Origin of the sequence: Shewanella putrefaciens (assembly GCF_016406305.1) — a bacterium.
Taxonomy (GTDB): domain Bacteria; phylum Pseudomonadota; class Gammaproteobacteria; order Enterobacterales; family Shewanellaceae; genus Shewanella; species Shewanella putrefaciens_C.
Map to the genome: position 1 here is coordinate 1127875 of NZ_CP066369.1, position 15474 is coordinate 1143348.

13 protein-coding genes are annotated in these 15474 nt (G+C 43.7%); 6 read left to right on the top strand and 7 right to left on the bottom strand.

Annotation, left to right across the window (positions count from 1 at the left end; genetic code table 11):
- Nucleotides 1–10: 10 nt before the first annotated feature.
- Nucleotides 11–547 carry a hemerythrin domain-containing protein gene (locus JFT56_RS04905; protein ID WP_198782588.1) on the top strand — a complete coding sequence of 179 codons (537 nt, stop codon included), beginning with the start codon at nt 11–13 and terminating at the stop codon, nt 545–547.
- Between the two features lie 83 nt (nt 548–630).
- Here JFT56_RS04905 and JFT56_RS04910 read toward each other — a convergent pair whose 3' ends face one another.
- The 5 genes from JFT56_RS04910 to JFT56_RS04930 all read right to left on the bottom strand — a co-directional run bounded on the left by JFT56_RS04910 (nt 631) and on the right by JFT56_RS04930 (nt 7622).
- Nucleotides 631–816, bottom strand: coding sequence for a DUF3545 family protein (locus JFT56_RS04910; RefSeq protein ID WP_007650190.1), 186 nt, complete (start codon nt 814–816; stop codon nt 631–633).
- 216 nt (nt 817–1032) lie between these two features.
- Entirely contained in the window at nt 1033–2670 is a 1638-nt protein-coding gene (pgi, locus tag JFT56_RS04915; RefSeq protein ID WP_198782589.1) for a glucose-6-phosphate isomerase, read from the bottom strand.
- Between the two features lie 20 nt (nt 2671–2690).
- Nucleotides 2691–3647 (bottom strand): transaldolase, encoded by a 957-nt coding sequence (gene tal / locus JFT56_RS04920; protein ID WP_198782590.1) that lies wholly within the window; start codon nt 3645–3647, stop codon nt 2691–2693.
- Between the two features lie 252 nt (nt 3648–3899).
- Complete coding sequence (locus JFT56_RS04925) at nt 3900–5018, bottom strand: OmpA family protein (RefSeq protein WP_198782591.1); 1119 nt, start codon at nt 5016–5018, stop codon at nt 3900–3902.
- 237 nt (nt 5019–5255) lie between these two features.
- The gene (locus JFT56_RS04930; RefSeq protein WP_198782592.1) at nt 5256–7622 is read right to left on the bottom strand and encodes a phosphoketolase family protein; all 2367 of its coding nucleotides are present in this window, start codon (nt 7620–7622) and stop codon (nt 5256–5258) included.
- A 433-nt stretch (nt 7623–8055) separates the two neighbouring features.
- Between JFT56_RS04930 and JFT56_RS04935 the strand changes: the two genes are divergently transcribed.
- The gene (locus JFT56_RS04935) at nt 8056–9501 is read left to right on the top strand and encodes an alanine/glycine:cation symporter family protein (protein WP_198782593.1); all 1446 of its coding nucleotides are present in this window, start codon (nt 8056–8058) and stop codon (nt 9499–9501) included.
- 119 nt (nt 9502–9620) lie between these two features.
- The gene (gene yaaA, locus JFT56_RS04940; RefSeq protein ID WP_198782594.1) at nt 9621–10394 is read left to right on the top strand and encodes a peroxide stress protein YaaA; all 774 of its coding nucleotides are present in this window, start codon (nt 9621–9623) and stop codon (nt 10392–10394) included.
- A 72-nt stretch (nt 10395–10466) separates the two neighbouring features.
- On the opposite strand, the gene JFT56_RS04945 is transcribed toward yaaA, so the two are convergent.
- Nucleotides 10467–11873 carry a M28 family metallopeptidase gene (locus JFT56_RS04945; protein ID WP_198782595.1) on the bottom strand — a complete coding sequence of 469 codons (1407 nt, stop codon included), beginning with the start codon at nt 11871–11873 and terminating at the stop codon, nt 10467–10469.
- Between the two features lie 135 nt (nt 11874–12008).
- On the opposite strand from JFT56_RS04945, the gene JFT56_RS04950 reads away from it, so the two are divergent.
- Nucleotides 12009–12305, top strand: coding sequence for an ArsR/SmtB family transcription factor (locus JFT56_RS04950; RefSeq protein WP_006084975.1), 297 nt, complete (start codon nt 12009–12011; stop codon nt 12303–12305).
- A gap of 60 nt (nt 12306–12365) precedes the next feature.
- Here the strand turns inward: JFT56_RS04950 and rpsT are convergent, their stop codons facing one another.
- Nucleotides 12366–12632, bottom strand: coding sequence for a 30S ribosomal protein S20 (gene rpsT / locus JFT56_RS04955; protein WP_007650172.1), 267 nt, complete (start codon nt 12630–12632; stop codon nt 12366–12368).
- 252 nt (nt 12633–12884) lie between these two features.
- On the opposite strand from rpsT, the gene murJ reads away from it, so the two are divergent.
- Both murJ and ribF read left to right on the top strand, forming a co-directional pair.
- Nucleotides 12885–14444: a murein biosynthesis integral membrane protein MurJ gene (gene murJ, locus JFT56_RS04960; RefSeq protein ID WP_198782596.1), complete on the top strand. Its 1560-nt coding sequence runs from the start codon at nt 12885–12887 to the stop codon at nt 14442–14444.
- A gap of 65 nt (nt 14445–14509) precedes the next feature.
- The gene (gene ribF, locus JFT56_RS04965) at nt 14510–15445 is read left to right on the top strand and encodes a bifunctional riboflavin kinase/FAD synthetase (protein WP_198782597.1); all 936 of its coding nucleotides are present in this window, start codon (nt 14510–14512) and stop codon (nt 15443–15445) included.
- Nucleotides 15446–15474 lie beyond the last annotated feature (29 nt).

The window sequence follows — 15474 nt, forward strand, 5'->3', positions numbered from 1 at the left end:
AGGAGGCAATATGCTTAAAAGACTCATGCATGATCATAAACATATCGCAGTTTTATTGAATGTCTTGAAAAACAAGCAGATGAAATTATCTGAAGGTGAAGCGATAAATTTTATCGTGGTGCGAGACATAGTTGAGTATATGCAAGGATATGCTGAGCGTTGCCATCATCCCGTTGAAGACATCATTTATGCCTACTATCTAGCCCATAAAACGAATGGCGCAATGGATAAACTCAGTGCGGAACATGAGGTCGTGATCCAAGTTTCGGCGGCATTAATGAATACCTTAAACTTGATCCTGAGTGATATTGTGGTTGCTCGGGAAAAGCTGATTGCTGACTTTGCCGAGTATGTCGAGTTGCAAGAGCGACATATGCAAATGGAGGAGCGGGAAATATTTCCCCTCCTTGCTCAAAATCTAACCGAACAGGATTGGCAAGTTATTGAAAAAGAATGCCAAGACTCTTTGATTGATGATCCTTTGTTTCTTGACCGCGAACAACAGGAGTTTGATGAGCTGCGCGCTTACCTGAATTCATCGGAATGAGGGAGGCTGAGAGTGACATAAAAAAAGCGCCATAGGCGCTTTTTTTATGTTCTAGATTATATCAATCCTTATTAAACATGCGGTTACAACTGGATCGCGTCAATATCATAGTCAAAGTTATTATCTATCTCTTGGAGTTCTTTGAGCAAACGATGCTTATCCTTTAACGCTTCGATCTCTCGCCATTTACGCTTCTTATTGGAGCCTCGCGAGCGATCGGGTCTTTCAACGACTTCATCTAGCGCACAACCATAATCTAAACGATCCATGGTAACCTCCTGTTGTTGTATGTTTTGTCAGCGATTAAATAACATATTTTTAAAACAGGGTGCAAGAATTATGTTTCATTTGTGTTAACTTGAAATGAAGTTTGAGTGATATGTCGTTGATATTAAGTGGGGGTACTTTAGATTTAAAGCTAGATAAATTGAATATAAATAAAGAGATGCAATAAAAAAGCCAGCGATTGCTGGCTTTTTGTTCGATCAGATTTTACCCTGTCGGTAAAGGTTTATCAGTCCATTACTCGAGACGTCTAAGCTATGGGTATCTTCTCTGGCGCCAATACGTTCTAACACATCGTTGCCTAGAATCTTACCCAGCTCAACTCCCCATTGATCGAAGGAGTTAATATCCCAAATGGCGCCTTGAACAAAGGTTCTGTGCTCATAAAGGGCAATGAGTGCACCTAAGGTTTCAGGCGTGAGCTTATTCATTAATAAAGTATTGCTGGGTTTATTGCCTGGCATCACTTTATGTTTTGCGATAAGTCGTTTCTCATCTTCGCTCATCGGGCTATTTGCTAACTCTGCTAATGCCTCTTCGAAGGTACGGCCCTGCATCAGAGCTTGGGTTTGCCCAAAGCAATTCGATGCAAGTTGGTCATGGTGCTCACCAATGGGGTTGTGGCTCTGCAATGGCATAATAAAATCGGCAGGAATGAGTGCCGTACCTTGATGCAGGAGCTGGTGGTAGGCGTGTTGACCGTTAGTTCCTTCGCCACCCCAAATAACGGGGCCTGTGCTGTAATCGACATCGGTGCCATTTAAAGTAACGGATTTACCGTTACTTTCCATATCGAGCTGCTGAAAATACGCGGGGAGGCCGCGCAGATAGTGGTCGTAGGTCAATACGACATGGGACTGAGCATTAAAAAAGTTACCATACCATAGTGAGAGTAACCCCATAATGACTGGCATATTTTCCGCTAATGGCGCATTGGCAAAGTGCTCATCCATGAGGTGTGCACCCTTGAGTAAGCCCCTAAAGTTATCCATGCCGATCAATAGTGCGATAGGCAAGCCAATTGCTGACCATAAAGAATAACGTCCGCCAACCCAATCCCACATGGGGAAGATATTATCGGCATCGATACCAAAATCAGTGGCTTTTGCTACGTTAGAGGTTACCGCCGCAAAGTGCTTTGCCACATCCGATTGTGAACCACCTTTGGCTAAAAACCATGCTTTGGCCGTTAAGGTATTGGTCAGGGTTTCTTGGGTGCCAAAGGATTTGGATGACATGATAAACAAGGTTGTTTCGGGATTGAGCAACTTCAGCTTTTCAGTGATAGAAGTTCCATCAACGTTTGCCACAAAGTGGCAGTTTAACCTTGGTGTCCAGTAGGGACGAAGTGCTTGAGACACTATTTTAGGGCCAAGAAAAGAGCCCCCAATACCAATGCTGACGATATCGGTAATCGCTTTGCCGGTATAACCCTTCCATTGTCCCGATGTCACTGAAGTGACAAACGCCTGCATTTTATTCAGGGTTTGTTGAACTTCAGGGACAATATCTTGACCCTCGGCTGCAATTGACTGGCTCGCAGTGCTACGAAGCGCTGTGTGTAAGACTGCACGTTTTTCTGTGGTGTTGATAATATCACCAGCAAACATCGCTTTGATTTTGGCTTCGAGTTTCGTCTCATTTGCCAGAGCGTAAAGCAGTTCTAGCGTTTGTGGGGTGGCTCTATTTTTTGAGTAATCCAGAAATAAACCGCAAGCCGATAACGACATGTTATTGAAACGTGCCGTGTCATTTGCGAACAGCTCCCGCATATGGGGAATATTTTTGCTGTGTGCCGATAAAGCTTGCCAAGTAGTGCTTTGGGTCAAGAATGTCATCGAGTCGTCTCCGCGGATGCTTAGTTTGCCAGTTTTGCCTTGAGCATCACTTCAAGTTTGCCTTGGTCGATAGCAAAGTTGCGAATACCTTCGGCTAACTTATCGACTGCCATAGGATCTTGGTTGAAGTCCCAGCGGAATTGAGCTTCTGTTAGGGGCTCGACAGCACTTGCGCTTGAATCGGCTGGCAAAAGTTTAGGCTGGATCTGTTGCTGAGAGTTGGCTAATTCTTCAAGCAGAGAGGGGCCAATGGTGAGGCGATCACAACCGGCAAGTTCAATAATCTCACCAATATTGCGAAAACTCGCACCCATCACAACAGTCTTATAGCCATGCTGTTTGTAGTAGTTGTAAATTTCAGTCACCGACACAACACCCGGATCATTGGCGGGAGTATAATCTTTGCCTGTGTCTTTCTTATACCAGTCCAGAATGCGACCAACAAAGGGGGATATTAAGTAAACCCCTGCTTCAGCACAGGCACGTGCTTGAGCAAAGCTGAATAGTAGCGTTAAGTTACAGTTGATCCCTTCTTGCTCTAATTGTTTAGCTGCACAAATACCTTCCCAGGTAGAGGCTAATTTGATCAGGATACGAGATTTATCAATGCCAGCGTCTTGATATAGACGAACAAGTTTATGGGCTTTGGCGATGGATTTTTCTTTGTCAAAGGAGAGGCGGGCATCAACTTCAGTTGAAATACGGCCTGGCACGAGTTTGAGGATCTCAACGCCGATATTTACGGCAAGCTTATCACTAGCATCATCAATTTGTTGCTCAACATTAGCACTCTGTGATTTTGCCCATGTAATGGCATTATCAATTAAACCACTATATTCAGGAATTTGAGCGGCTTTTAATATGAGTGATGGATTGGTTGTCGCATCTTCAGGCTGGTAGCGTTTGATTGCTTCGATGTCGCCTGTGTCAGCAACAATGGTAGTGTAAGACTTGAGTTGCTCTAATGTATTGGCCATGAAAAACATCCTTCTGAGGTAGCTGTCTAAACTCGGAATTTACTGATGACTATTAGAAGCGATTTTGCCAACTTTTCCAACCTTGAATGTAAAAAAATTACAAAAATGACAAAACTATGTCGATTCTAACTAAAACTGACCCAAGTGGCGTACTTGGACTGTAAGCTCTAAAGGAAAATGAACCCTATGTTGCTTTCCAAAAACAAAAAAGTCGCTGCAAGCAGCGACTTTTATATTACTGAAAGTAAATGGTTACTTTAGTACTGGTTGTTTCGTAGTGGTGGTCACGATAGCTTCAATGCGGCGGTTAGCTGCATGGGCTTCTTTTGAGTCACCAGCGACGATTGGTTTAGTCACACCGTAGCCATTAGAAGTTACGCGGCTTTGGCTGATACCATACTTTTCAACAAGAATTTGAGCGACAGCATCTGCACGCTTGTCTGATAGCACCATGTTGTATTCAGGCTTACCTACGTTAGAGGCGTGACCTGCGATTTCAACGGTGAACTCAGGGTTTTGATTTAGGTAGTTAGCCAGTTTTTCGATTGATTTGTAGTATTCTTTTTTAACTACAGCTGAATCGTTAGCAAACTGGATAGAGCCTACATCTTCTTGTTGTTTAACGTTTTCATAGATAGTACAACCAGTTGAGTCAACTTTGTGAGTTGCTGGAGTCGCTGGGCACTGATCTTTATCGTCGTATACGCCATCGTTGTCAGAATCAACAGGCGCTGCTGCAACGGCTGCTGCGGCAACTGGCGCTGCTGCAGTACCGAAACGGTAGCTTAATTCTAAGCCCCAGTAGTTGCTATCGGCATTGACAGGAACTACGGCACTTGCACCAGCGTTATCATCTAAGCCTTCATAACGACGGTATTTAGCTTGTAACTTCAGGTTATCAGTGAAGTTATAACCTACGCCCGCACCAAAGTATGGTGCAAAGTCAGAATCACTGTAAGAACTAGAAGTTCCATTGAAGTTTTGGCTGTTTTCTAGTGTGTAGTACATTACACCGGCTTCTGCAGATAGGCTCCAACGGTTAGCTAGTGGCCATATACCCACTAAACCGAGAGTTGTACCTTTAACGCCTGCATCGTTGCTAATGCCTGCAGTGGTCCAATCAGCATTACCTAGATCGCGATAGCCGATTTCTGCACCAAAGTAGTCATTAAACATATAGCCAGCGAAGATGTCCCATGCGTATGGGTTGTCATCGCCGTTTTCAGTTGCAATGTGTTCATAGTTATTAACGCCTAGACCTGCACCAACATACCAAGGTGTTAGCTCCTGAGATGCGCTGGCAGCAAGTGGAAGCATTGACGTAAGTAAAACTACTTTTAATGTGTTCTTCATCATTTTCTCTAAGTCCATTGTTTATGATTCTCCACCAATATGCTTTGCGGGTTTTATGCAAAACATTGCTAGCACTTAGTGTGGGGATCCTTTGGTATTGTAGCCAGCGGTTAATTATCACTGCATTTGTTAAATTTTTCCAGTGGTTAATCTTAAGTTTTTTTATCGTGCATCATTCTGTTAGTGAAATTGGATGTTAAAAAGGCATTCTTTAGAATGCCTTTTTTGTGTGTTTTTTGTTAAATGTATTTATTGCTAGCGTGTCCAGATCCAGTTTTCAATCTCAATGGGATCGACACCATTAGCCTTAATATAGTTGCGATGGTCAACGAGTCTTTGCAGCATGTCGGTCGTGATTGAGACATGCTTAGTTTCATCAATAACGCCCTGTTGGAACAGTTTGTATGCCATATCAATCACTAAGTGGTAGCGAGAGGTGCCATTACGAACGCCCATGTCGAACGGTGTTGTTGTTGAACCTTCTTCCTCATAACCTTTAATTCTAAAACGACGACTTCCTTTGTAATCAAAAATTAACTTTTTGATTGTATTTGGGTAACCGTGATAGTTAAAGACAACCCCTTTATCTTGAGTAAATATTTCGTCCATTAACCAAGGTTTGTCTTTAAATTTGCGACTACCTAAGCCATCACTGCTTAATTCAGTTACGCTAACAAAACGAATTCTGACTCTTGGAAGTAATTCACGAATTAATACTAAAGATGCCATACATTCTTGGGTGACATAATCACCACAACCCGCCAGTACAATATCTGGATTTTCATCAGATGCGAAATCCCAAACCATGACACCGTCTTTAGCTTGTTTGCGTGCTTCTTCTAAACTGAGCCATTGTGGCAGTTCTTTTTTACCCGCGACAAGGATGTTGAGTTTGTCACGATCCGCAAATGCGCGCTCTGTGTAAACTAAAGTGCTGTTGGCATCAGCGGGTAAATAAGCCGAAATAATTTTTGGATGCTTTTCTAACATCGCCCCAAGGAATGACGGGTTTTGATGCGAATAGCCATTGTGGTCTTGACGTTCTAGCAATGAAGAGAGCACAACGTTACATGCTGGGAGTGGTTTGCGGAAATGCACCCCTTGGCTGGCATAGACGTATTTACAGTATTGATCCGCCATTGATGAGACGACCTGCGAAAATGATTCGTAGGTTGGGAACATCCCGTGACGGCCTGTGACTGTATAGCCATGTAACATGCCAAAGAGTAAGTTTTCAGACAGCAATTCGAGCACGCGACCATCGCGTGACATGTCTTCATCCCAGCTTTCGATTGGCCATTGCCAAGCACGATCGGTTTCTTCAAATACTGATTGCAATTGATTCGAGTAAGTTTCATCTGGGCTGAAAATACGCAGGTTATGTTGATCACGGTTGAGTTTGAATGCGTCACGCATCCATTCGCCCATTTTCAACATTGAGTAACCGCGATGGCCACGAGGAACCTCTGGGCCATAGCTTAGTTTTTCAAGATCAGGGTTGGATAAGGCACGTACAACTTCGCCACCATAGGTTAAATGTTGGCGACCACAGGCTAATTGCTTAGGTGGGATCAATGAGCAAATATCGGCATCAAAAATCAGCTCTCCTTTGTCATTCATATGATACAGCTCTTGGAAATGATAGTTGGCAAGCCAAGTATCCAGAGCTTCAAGATGGCCTTTATCGGTAGCACACTTATTGACGATCACTTGGTGTGATTCGCAGTTACCTTCTAATTTTTTACCATTATATTCACTAACACCTGTCCAGCCTTTTGCTGTGCGCATCAAAATGACAGGCCAGCGTGGTTTGACAACATCTTCACCGCTGCGGGCACGGTGTTGGATCTCATTGATCATGCCATAGGCGGTATCCATTGCGTTTAGCATTTGCAAATAGATATCTTCTTCTTGCTCGCTATCCACAATAATGGGGAAATAGCCAAGACCACGGAATTCAAGATCCAATTCTTCATGGCTCATGCGTCCCATACGGGTAGGGCCAGAAATTTTATAACCATTGATATGAACTATGGGTAAAACGGCGCCATTTGTGGCTGGAGACACTAAACGGTTTGCATACCAAGATGCTGCCAGTGGGCCGGTTTCTGATTCACCGTCGCCAATTAATACTGTTGCAATCAAGTCTGGGTTGTCTAAAACCGCGCCCCAACCAACCGCGAGTGAATAACCAAGCTCTCCACCTTCTAGGATTTGACCGGGTGCCTCTGGGTTAGCGTGTGAAGGGTAACCATAGGCGGCTGAAAACTTTTTACAAATATCTTCAATACCGGTTTCATTGTAGGGAATCGTCTCGGGGTAGAAATGGCTTAATGAGCCTTCGAGGAATAAGTTTGCCTGTACAGCAGGAAAACCGTGACCTGGACCGACTAAATAGATGAATGGACGATTATGTTTGACTATGAGTCTGTTAATGTTGGCATAGACAAAGTTGATCCCTGGGCATGTTCCCCAGTGACCGAGCAAACGTGGTTTAATGTCTGAATGTGCTAGTGGACGTTTATGTAAGACGTTTTGCTTTAGGTAAATTTGTGATGTTGCGAGGAAGTTGGTGGCTCTAACGTATTTTTTTAGAGCATTAATTTCATGTATGTGCGTCATATTAAGCCTCACTAGAGCTGACGAAAGTGTGTGGGTTTTCGATGTGGCTACTATATTTGTAATTTTATTACAAAAATGTGCCCTGCATCCAAATTTTAAAAGTTGTTTTAGCTGTTAAGTATAGTAGTTCGAGATAGATTATTTGTTAATTTAGCTTTAACAAAGGCTTGGAAAAGTTATTAGCTGTGATAACGGTGGCGTTTATGCGTGTAAACATGAGCTTGATCACATGAGTAATTTCGAATACTGTGCTATTTTGCCGCGTTGAATTCGGTAGCCGTGTTGTTGTAAATTCACGGAAGGATAATTTGAAGAAATAAATCTACTGATATTCTTATCTTTAATCTGGAAGGATTCATTCACCTCAAATATTTTGCCTCTCGCTGTTACCGCGTAGATGGGCTGAGTATTTGCTACGGGAAGACGTAAAATAATGTTAGAAACCATTGTTAATTTTTTGAACGCACTGCTTTGGGGTAAATTGTTAGTTTATGGACTGGTTGGCGCCGGTCTCTATTTCACCCTTAGATTAATGTTTATTCAGCTTACTCACTTCAAACACTCTCTGAAAGTCATGGGCATGAGCCGTCAAGGCTGCGATAGTGGGTTATCATCATTTCAAGTTTTTTGTACCAGCATGGCGGCCCGTGTCGGGGCGGGAAATATGGCGGGTGTTGCGGTTGCTATCGGGGCAGCAGGACCTGGAGCCGTATTTTGGATGTGGTTGATTGCTGTATTGGGGATGGCCACGGCTATGGTCGAGTCCACCCTGGCTCAAGTTTATAAAGTCCGTGATAGTGATGGCCAATTTCGTGGTGGCCCTTCTTACTATATGGAAAAGGGCTTAGGACAAAGGTGGATGGGTGTGTTATTTGCCTTTTTCCTGATCACCGCCTTCGGACTCGTTTTTAATGCAGTACAAGCCAATACCATCACAGGTGCAATGGAGCGGGTGTTTGGCTTTGACCCAATCTATGTTGGAATTGGGTTAGTGATTGCCAGTGGGTTTGTTATTGTTGGCGGTCTACGTAAAGTGGCTCGGGTCTCCGAGTTTATAGTGCCAATCATGGCGCTGGCCTATATTTTAGTCGCTTTTATCATTGTTATTTTCAATCTAGAACAGTTACCAGCAATCATTAGTCTTATCGTAAAAAGCGCTTTTGGTTGGCAAGAAGCCGCCGCTGGTGGTGTTGCCTATACAGTAGCGCAAGCAATGCAAGCGGGTATAGCACGCGGCTTATTCTCTAACGAGGCCGGAATGGGGAGTGCTGCCAATGTTGCCGCAAGTGCTTCACCAAATCCCAATCATCCCGCATCCCAAGGATTTGTGCAGATGATGGGGGTGTTTGTCGACACTATTGTTATCTGTACTGCAACTGCCGCCATCATCTTACTTTCCGGCGATATAGGTTCTAGCGAAGATGGCATTCGTTTAACGATTAATGCCATGTCTAACCATGTCGGTGATTGGGGCGGGGCCTTTATTGCGGTCGCTATTTTCCTCTTTTGCTTCACTTCGATTATTGCAAATTATTCCTACGCCGAAACTAATGTGATGTTTTTGACGGGTAACAGCACAAAAGCACTGCCTTTATTTCGACTATGCGTCCTCGCTATGGTGATGTTTGGCGCCGTCGCTAAGATTAGCCTAGTGTGGAGCTTAGCGGATGTGTCTATGGGGCTGATGGCTACTGTGAATATTGTGGCGTTATTGCTATTGTCTGGGTTAGCTATTCGAGTGATTAATGATTATCGTGAGCAGCTCAAGGCGGGTCAGACTCCAGAGTTTGATCGCAGTAAGTTTCCTGAGTTGATGGAACAGCTAGACGATGATATTTGGCAGGATACAAGCGCTACTGAGCCGGTTGAGAGTCGCTAACCGTCCCTTAGATTTGTTTGGTTGATGACCACTATCGGAAAAACCACGCAGTCAATGCGTGGTTTTTTTATCTCTGTTCCGTATCATAGGTGCGTATTATTTCTCTGTTGGAGTTTTTGATGTTGATATTGGTTTCACCTGCGAAAACCTTAGATTTTGAGCAACCTCCGCTGACTCAGGTTCATACTCATCCCGATTTTTTATCCCATAGTCAGGAATTGATCCAGGTCTGTCGACGATTAACGCCAAGTGACATAGCCACATTGATGAAGGTCAGTGACAATATTGCAGGCTTAAATGCCGCTCGTTTTGGGGAATGGCAGCCGAATTTCACCCTTGAAAATGCGAAGCAGGCTATTTTTGCTTTTAGAGGAGACGTGTATACCGGTTTTGATGCCGATACATTATCGACTCCAGAGTTGGAAAGGGCGCAATCTCAATTGCGTATTCTGTCAGGATTATATGGTTTACTGCGCCCACTCGATTTGATATTACCCTACCGTTTAGAAATGGGGACCTCATTAATCAACCCAAAGGGCAAGAATCTTTATGAATTTTGGGGCAATATTTTAACCCAGGCGGTTAATCAAGCCGTAGTTGAGCAAGGTGATGACATCATTGTTAATCTCGCCTCGAATGAGTATTTTAAAGCCATTAAAGTGAAGCAGTTAGAAGGTCAGCTTATTACACCTGTCTTTAAAGATTTAAAGAATGGCCAATATAAAGTGATTAGTTTTTTTGCTAAACGAGCCCGGGGAATGATGGCCCGTTATATTATTAAACAGCAAATTAATTCAATTGAAGGGTTAAAAGGATTTGATGTTGCTGGCTATTACTATAGTGAAGAATTGAGTAAGCCGAATGAACCAACATTCTTACGTGACGCGCACTAACATATTATACCTTAAATAAAAAGAGCAGCCTTAGCTGCTCTTTTTATATGCGAATGATTTACCGGTGGAACCTTATTTTGAATCAATGCTAATTGGTGTTAGTACTATATTTGAATTTGCCATGATATAAGCAAACTGGGCATAGGCTGCAACATTTTGGGCTAGTGCAGCCGGATCGATTTTGTCTAAGGTATCATTTGGGGTATGGTGATAATCAAAATAATCATGGCCATCCTGCCTCAATGATGCAACTGGTACACCTAATGCTGGCAGCATTGATACATCAGGTCCTCCAGAGGCTTGGTTATTACCCAGCGCGACACCGTTCGCTGTCATAGGGCTAAGGGCGGTTTGGACTTCAGCAAAGACACTGTCATTCACTTTCGTATCGATTTGATAAATCCGCCCTGCGCCGAAGTCTGATTCCGCGGCAATATAGTGTTGAGTTAACTCGGTTTTATGGGTATCGCTATAGGCTTTTCCACCGATCAGTCCCATTTCTTCAGCGGCATATAACACGACCCGGATTGTACGGGCGGGTTTAACTTTAAGATCTTGAATGTGTTTGGCTGCGGCCGTGACAATCGCGACGCCAGCGCCATCATCGATAGCCCCTGTTCCCTCATCCCATGAGTCTAAATGAGCACCAATAAGGACGATTTCACTGGGTTTACTGCTACCAGTGACTTCGGCAATCACATTATAGGAGGTGTTAAATCCTAAGTTTTTTGGCGACATATGCAACTCGAGTACGGCATTGGGATCGCGTTTTAATATGGCATCGATTAAATCTGCATCTGGGTTTGACATGGCCGCTGCGGGGATTTTGGGCACGCCATCTTGATAGCGCATCATACCCGTATGGGCCATACGATCATGATCTGTGCCTATGGAGCGAATAACGATAGCGACGGCTCCTTTTTGCGCTGCTGCAACAGCTCCTTTGGAACGTCCAGCAACACTTTTACCGTAACCTTCCCCCGTGATATGCCGTTCGGTCTTTTGGTCAATAAAGGCAATCTTACCCCTTACTTCATCGGGGTTTGCCTGTTGAAGCGCTTCTAGGTTATCAAAACGTGCTATCTGAGCTTGAATGCCTTCAACTGGGGTGGCAACACTTCCCCCTAATGCGGTGATGACGATTGGTTGCTCAGTTGGAGAAATAATTTTCGCTTTGGCTTCACCGCGTTCCCAGATTGGCACTTGTACTGGCTCTTTGTAAACGCGGTCAAATCCAAGACTTGTCAATTTATCCATGGCCCAGTTTACCGCAATAATATCCTTCGGGCTGCCCGGCAATCTTGGGCCTACTTCTACGGTTAAGGATTCAACTATCTCGTATCCAAGCGATGAGGATAATGCAGTTTGTTTTAATTGAGTGACTTCATCTGGCTGAGGCGTCCTGTCAATGTGATTTTGGCAAGCACTTAAACCGCTAATTAAAAGGCCAGTTATTAGTGCTGTCTGATAGGGTTTCATAGGTTTCCTTTATTTTTATTAAGCATGTCCCATTTTTAAAAACAATCTAGCAAAAAGTGTGCTTTATGTCCCGACTATATCTGTAAGGCAACGCTATATTAGCGCAGGGGTTAGTTTTAGGAGAAAAAGTGCGTAATGAATATTGAATTGATGCAGGAGCGAGCCGATCATGCCGTAGTGCTATTAAAGGCACTAGCGAATGAGCGCCGTCTATTTATCCTTTGTTATTTATTGAATGAAGGCGAGATGTGCGTTGGCGAAATGAATAAAAAATTAGGCTTGAGTCAATCGGCACTATCACAACATCTTGCTTGGTTACGTAAAGATAATTTAGTGACCACACGCAAAGAAGCGCAAACGGTATTTTATTCGCTGAAAAGTGATGAGGTACGGGAGATGATCCATCTACTGAACAACATTTATTGTCATTAATGGTGTTTTTCAGATATAAAAAAACCGGCAATTGCCGGTTTTTTCTATTTGCTAGAGATATTAAGCAGCGATTGCTTTAATCTTAGCGTTCAAGCGAGCCTTATGACGAGCAGCTTTATTCTTGTGAATAAGGCCTTTAGTCGCCATACGGTCAACGATTGGTTGTGCAGCAGCAAAAGCTTCTGTTGCTGTTTTGTGATCGCCTGCTTTAATTGCAGCGATTACTTTTTTAACGTATGTACGTAACATTGAGCGACGGCTGGCGTTATGCTGACGACGCTTTTCAGATTGAAGCGCGCGCTTCTTTGCAGACTTGCTATTAGCCAAGGTGCAACTCCTAAAAACTGGATTTGATACTTTTAAAGGCCGAGGAATATGCCTGCATTTAGTCACTTTGTCAATGACTATGATTGAATATTCATCATAAAGATAAATTAATCCAACCTGCCTTGGCTATCTTCAACCCAACTCGTGTAATATGTGGCGCAATTCTAACAGCTATTACCGCAGTGTGACAGAGCCTGAGTCGATTTTTTGAGATGAATCACCTAATCAATTCGATACGGGTCTGGGGGACGATTGAGTAAAAAATTATTAAAATCTGGCATGATCGTTAGTGCTATGACATTGATATCTCGTGTTTTAGGCTTAATCCGAGATGTTGTAGTTGCCAATTTAATGGGAGCTGGAACAAGCGCCGATGTTTTTTTCTTCGCCAATAAAATTCCAAATTTTTTGCGCCGATTGTTTGCCGAAGGGGCATTTGCGCAAGCTTTCGTGCCCGTTTTAACTGAATACCAAGAAAAACACTCTTCGGATGAAACCCGTGAGCTATTGAGTAAAGTGGCTGGAACGCTTGGCTTGCTCGTCACTATAGTGACTTTAGTCGGTGTGATTGCATCACCCGTTTTATCTGCGCTTTTTGGTGGCGGTTGGTTTGTGGCTTGGCTGAACAATGAGCCCGACGGCGCTAAATTTGAACTTGCCACCGTTGTGCTTAAAATTACCTTTCCTTACCTTTGGTTTATTACTTTTACGGCGTTAGCGGGCTCGATTTTAAACACTCGCGGACGTTTTGCTGTATCAGCCTTTACCCCCGTCTTTCTGAATGTGGCAATCATTGCCGCCGCCATTTTTTATGCTCCGACATCGAGCCAGCCAGAGATAACCTTGGCGTGGGGAGTGTTTTGTGGTGGTTTGATCCAATTTTTGTTTCAAATTCCATTTCTTTTACGGGAAAAGGCCCTTGTTAGACCTTCTTGGGGTTGGCATCACCCCGGCGTGGTAAAGATTAGAACCTTGATGATACCTGCATTATTTGGGGTCTCGGTTTCACAAATAAACCTGTTATTTGACACTTTTATTGCCAGTTTTTTGATGACAGGCTCTATTAGTTGGCTGTACTACTCTGATCGTTTGTTGGAGTTTCCCTTAGGTTTGTTTGGCATAGCTATCGCCACCGTCATTTTACCCGCGTTATCACGAAACCATGTCAATGATGAAGGTGCGGGTTTTGGCTTGACTATGGATTGGGGAATAAAAGCCATTCTCTTGCTTGGATTGCCCGCGATGATGGGGTTAATTGTACTCGCTAAACCTATGTTAATGGTGCTGTTTATGCGCGGCGCTTTTTCAATAACGGATGTTGAAATGGCATCCTATAGCTTGATGGCCTATGGCAGTGGTTTGCTCAGCTTTATGCTGATCAAGGTTCTAGCCCCTGGGTATTACTCCCGCCAAGATACTAAGACACCCGTTCGTTATGGCATTATTGCTATGATCACTAATATGGGTTTTAACCTTTTGTTTGCAATACCTTTTGGCTATGTTGGATTGGCGATTGCAACCTCGATGTCGGCATTGCTCAACGCCACATTATTGTACCGTGGACTGCATTTAGCGGGTGTTTATCGAATTTCACGGCCAACGATAGTGTTTTTTGTTAAAGCCGTGGTCTCGACAGCCCTTATGGTGGTAGTCTTACACTACTTTTTACCTTCGCAATCACAATGGTTAGAGTGGCATCTGATCGATCGCACCAAAGCATTGATAGGTTTGATCTCTATGGGAGGGATAACCTATCTACTTGGGCTACTTTTGCTTGGAATTCGTCCTTGGTCTATTAAACGGGGAGTTTGATTGCTGATTCTCATCGCGAGCTGTTATATAATCAGCCGATTTGCGCTTGGCAGTTGTCTAACGTTATGGAATTAATCCGCGGTATACATAACATTTTGTCATCCCACCACGGGTGTGTTTTGACTATAGGTAATTTTGATGGCGTTCATCGCGGTCATGCACAAGTCATTGCAAACTTAGTGCAGAAGGCCAAGCAGTTATCGCTTCCATCTACTTTGATGACGTTTGAGCCTCAACCGCAGGAGTTATTCAGTGGTGATAATGCTCCTGCCCGTTTGAGTTTATTGCGAGATAAAGTCATTTTGCTCGATGAGTTGGGTGTCGAGCGGTTAGTATGTGTTAACTTTAATCGCGCTTTTGCCGATCAACCTGCCGAGCATTTTATCGAAGAACTGTTAGTTCGTAAGCTAGGGGTGAAATACCTCGTTGTCGGCGATGATTTTTGCTTTGGCAAAGGGCGTAAAGGCAATTTTGAAATGCTGATGCAAGCGGGCGCTCGCTATGGTTTTACTGTAGTCAGTACCCAAAGTTTTATGCTTGGCTCACAAAGGGTGAGTTCCACGGCGGTGCGTGAGCAATTGGCTAAGGGAAACCTTGAACAGGCCAGGCGTCTGTTAGGTCATCCTTTCACCCTGAGTGGCCGGGTTGCCCATGGGCAAAAAATTGGTAGGACTATAGGTTTTCCTACTGCCAATATTGCACTTAAACGTAATGTTGTGCCCGTACGTGGGGTATTCGCGGTTAAGTTATATTGGGATGATAGTGACATTTACGAAGGGGTTGCCAATATTGGCTTTCGCCCAACGGTAAACGGCCAAGTGTGTCAGCTCGAAGTCCATCTATTTGATTTTGATGATGACATTTACGGCAAACACGTTGAGGTTGAATTAGTGGCAAAGTTGCGGGATGAACAACCCTTCGATTCGTTAGATGCGCTAAAACAACAAATTTTAAATGATGCAAATGAGGCCAGGGCTTTATTTGGTAATGATGCAGGCTGAAATTTATCAGTTTAATTAACGGTATAGGA

What these genes read in the sequence shown, in the direction of transcription:
- JFT56_RS04910 (WP_007650190.1), bottom strand. Translation starts at nt 816, where the DNA reads ATGGATCGTTTAGATTATGGTTGTGCGCTAGATGAAGTCGTTGAAAGA.
- ribF (WP_198782597.1), top strand. Translation starts at nt 14,510, where the DNA reads ATGGAATTAATCCGCGGTATACATAACATTTTGTCATCCCACCACGGG.
- JFT56_RS04935 (WP_198782593.1), top strand. Translation starts at nt 8,056, where the DNA reads ATGTTAGAAACCATTGTTAATTTTTTGAACGCACTGCTTTGGGGTAAA.
- JFT56_RS04930 (WP_198782592.1), bottom strand. Translation starts at nt 7,622, where the DNA reads ATGACGCACATACATGAAATTAATGCTCTAAAAAAATACGTTAGAGCC.
- yaaA (WP_198782594.1), top strand. Translation starts at nt 9,621, where the DNA reads ATGTTGATATTGGTTTCACCTGCGAAAACCTTAGATTTTGAGCAACCT.
- pgi (WP_198782589.1), bottom strand. Translation starts at nt 2,670, where the DNA reads ATGACATTCTTGACCCAAAGCACTACTTGGCAAGCTTTATCGGCACAC.
- tal (WP_198782590.1), bottom strand. Translation starts at nt 3,647, where the DNA reads ATGGCCAATACATTAGAGCAACTCAAGTCTTACACTACCATTGTTGCT.
- JFT56_RS04945 (WP_198782595.1), bottom strand. Translation starts at nt 11,873, where the DNA reads ATGAAACCCTATCAGACAGCACTAATAACTGGCCTTTTAATTAGCGGT.
- JFT56_RS04925 (WP_198782591.1), bottom strand. Translation starts at nt 5,018, where the DNA reads ATGGACTTAGAGAAAATGATGAAGAACACATTAAAAGTAGTTTTACTT.
- JFT56_RS04905 (WP_198782588.1), top strand. Translation starts at nt 11, where the DNA reads ATGCTTAAAAGACTCATGCATGATCATAAACATATCGCAGTTTTATTG.
- JFT56_RS04950 (WP_006084975.1), top strand. Translation starts at nt 12,009, where the DNA reads ATGAATATTGAATTGATGCAGGAGCGAGCCGATCATGCCGTAGTGCTA.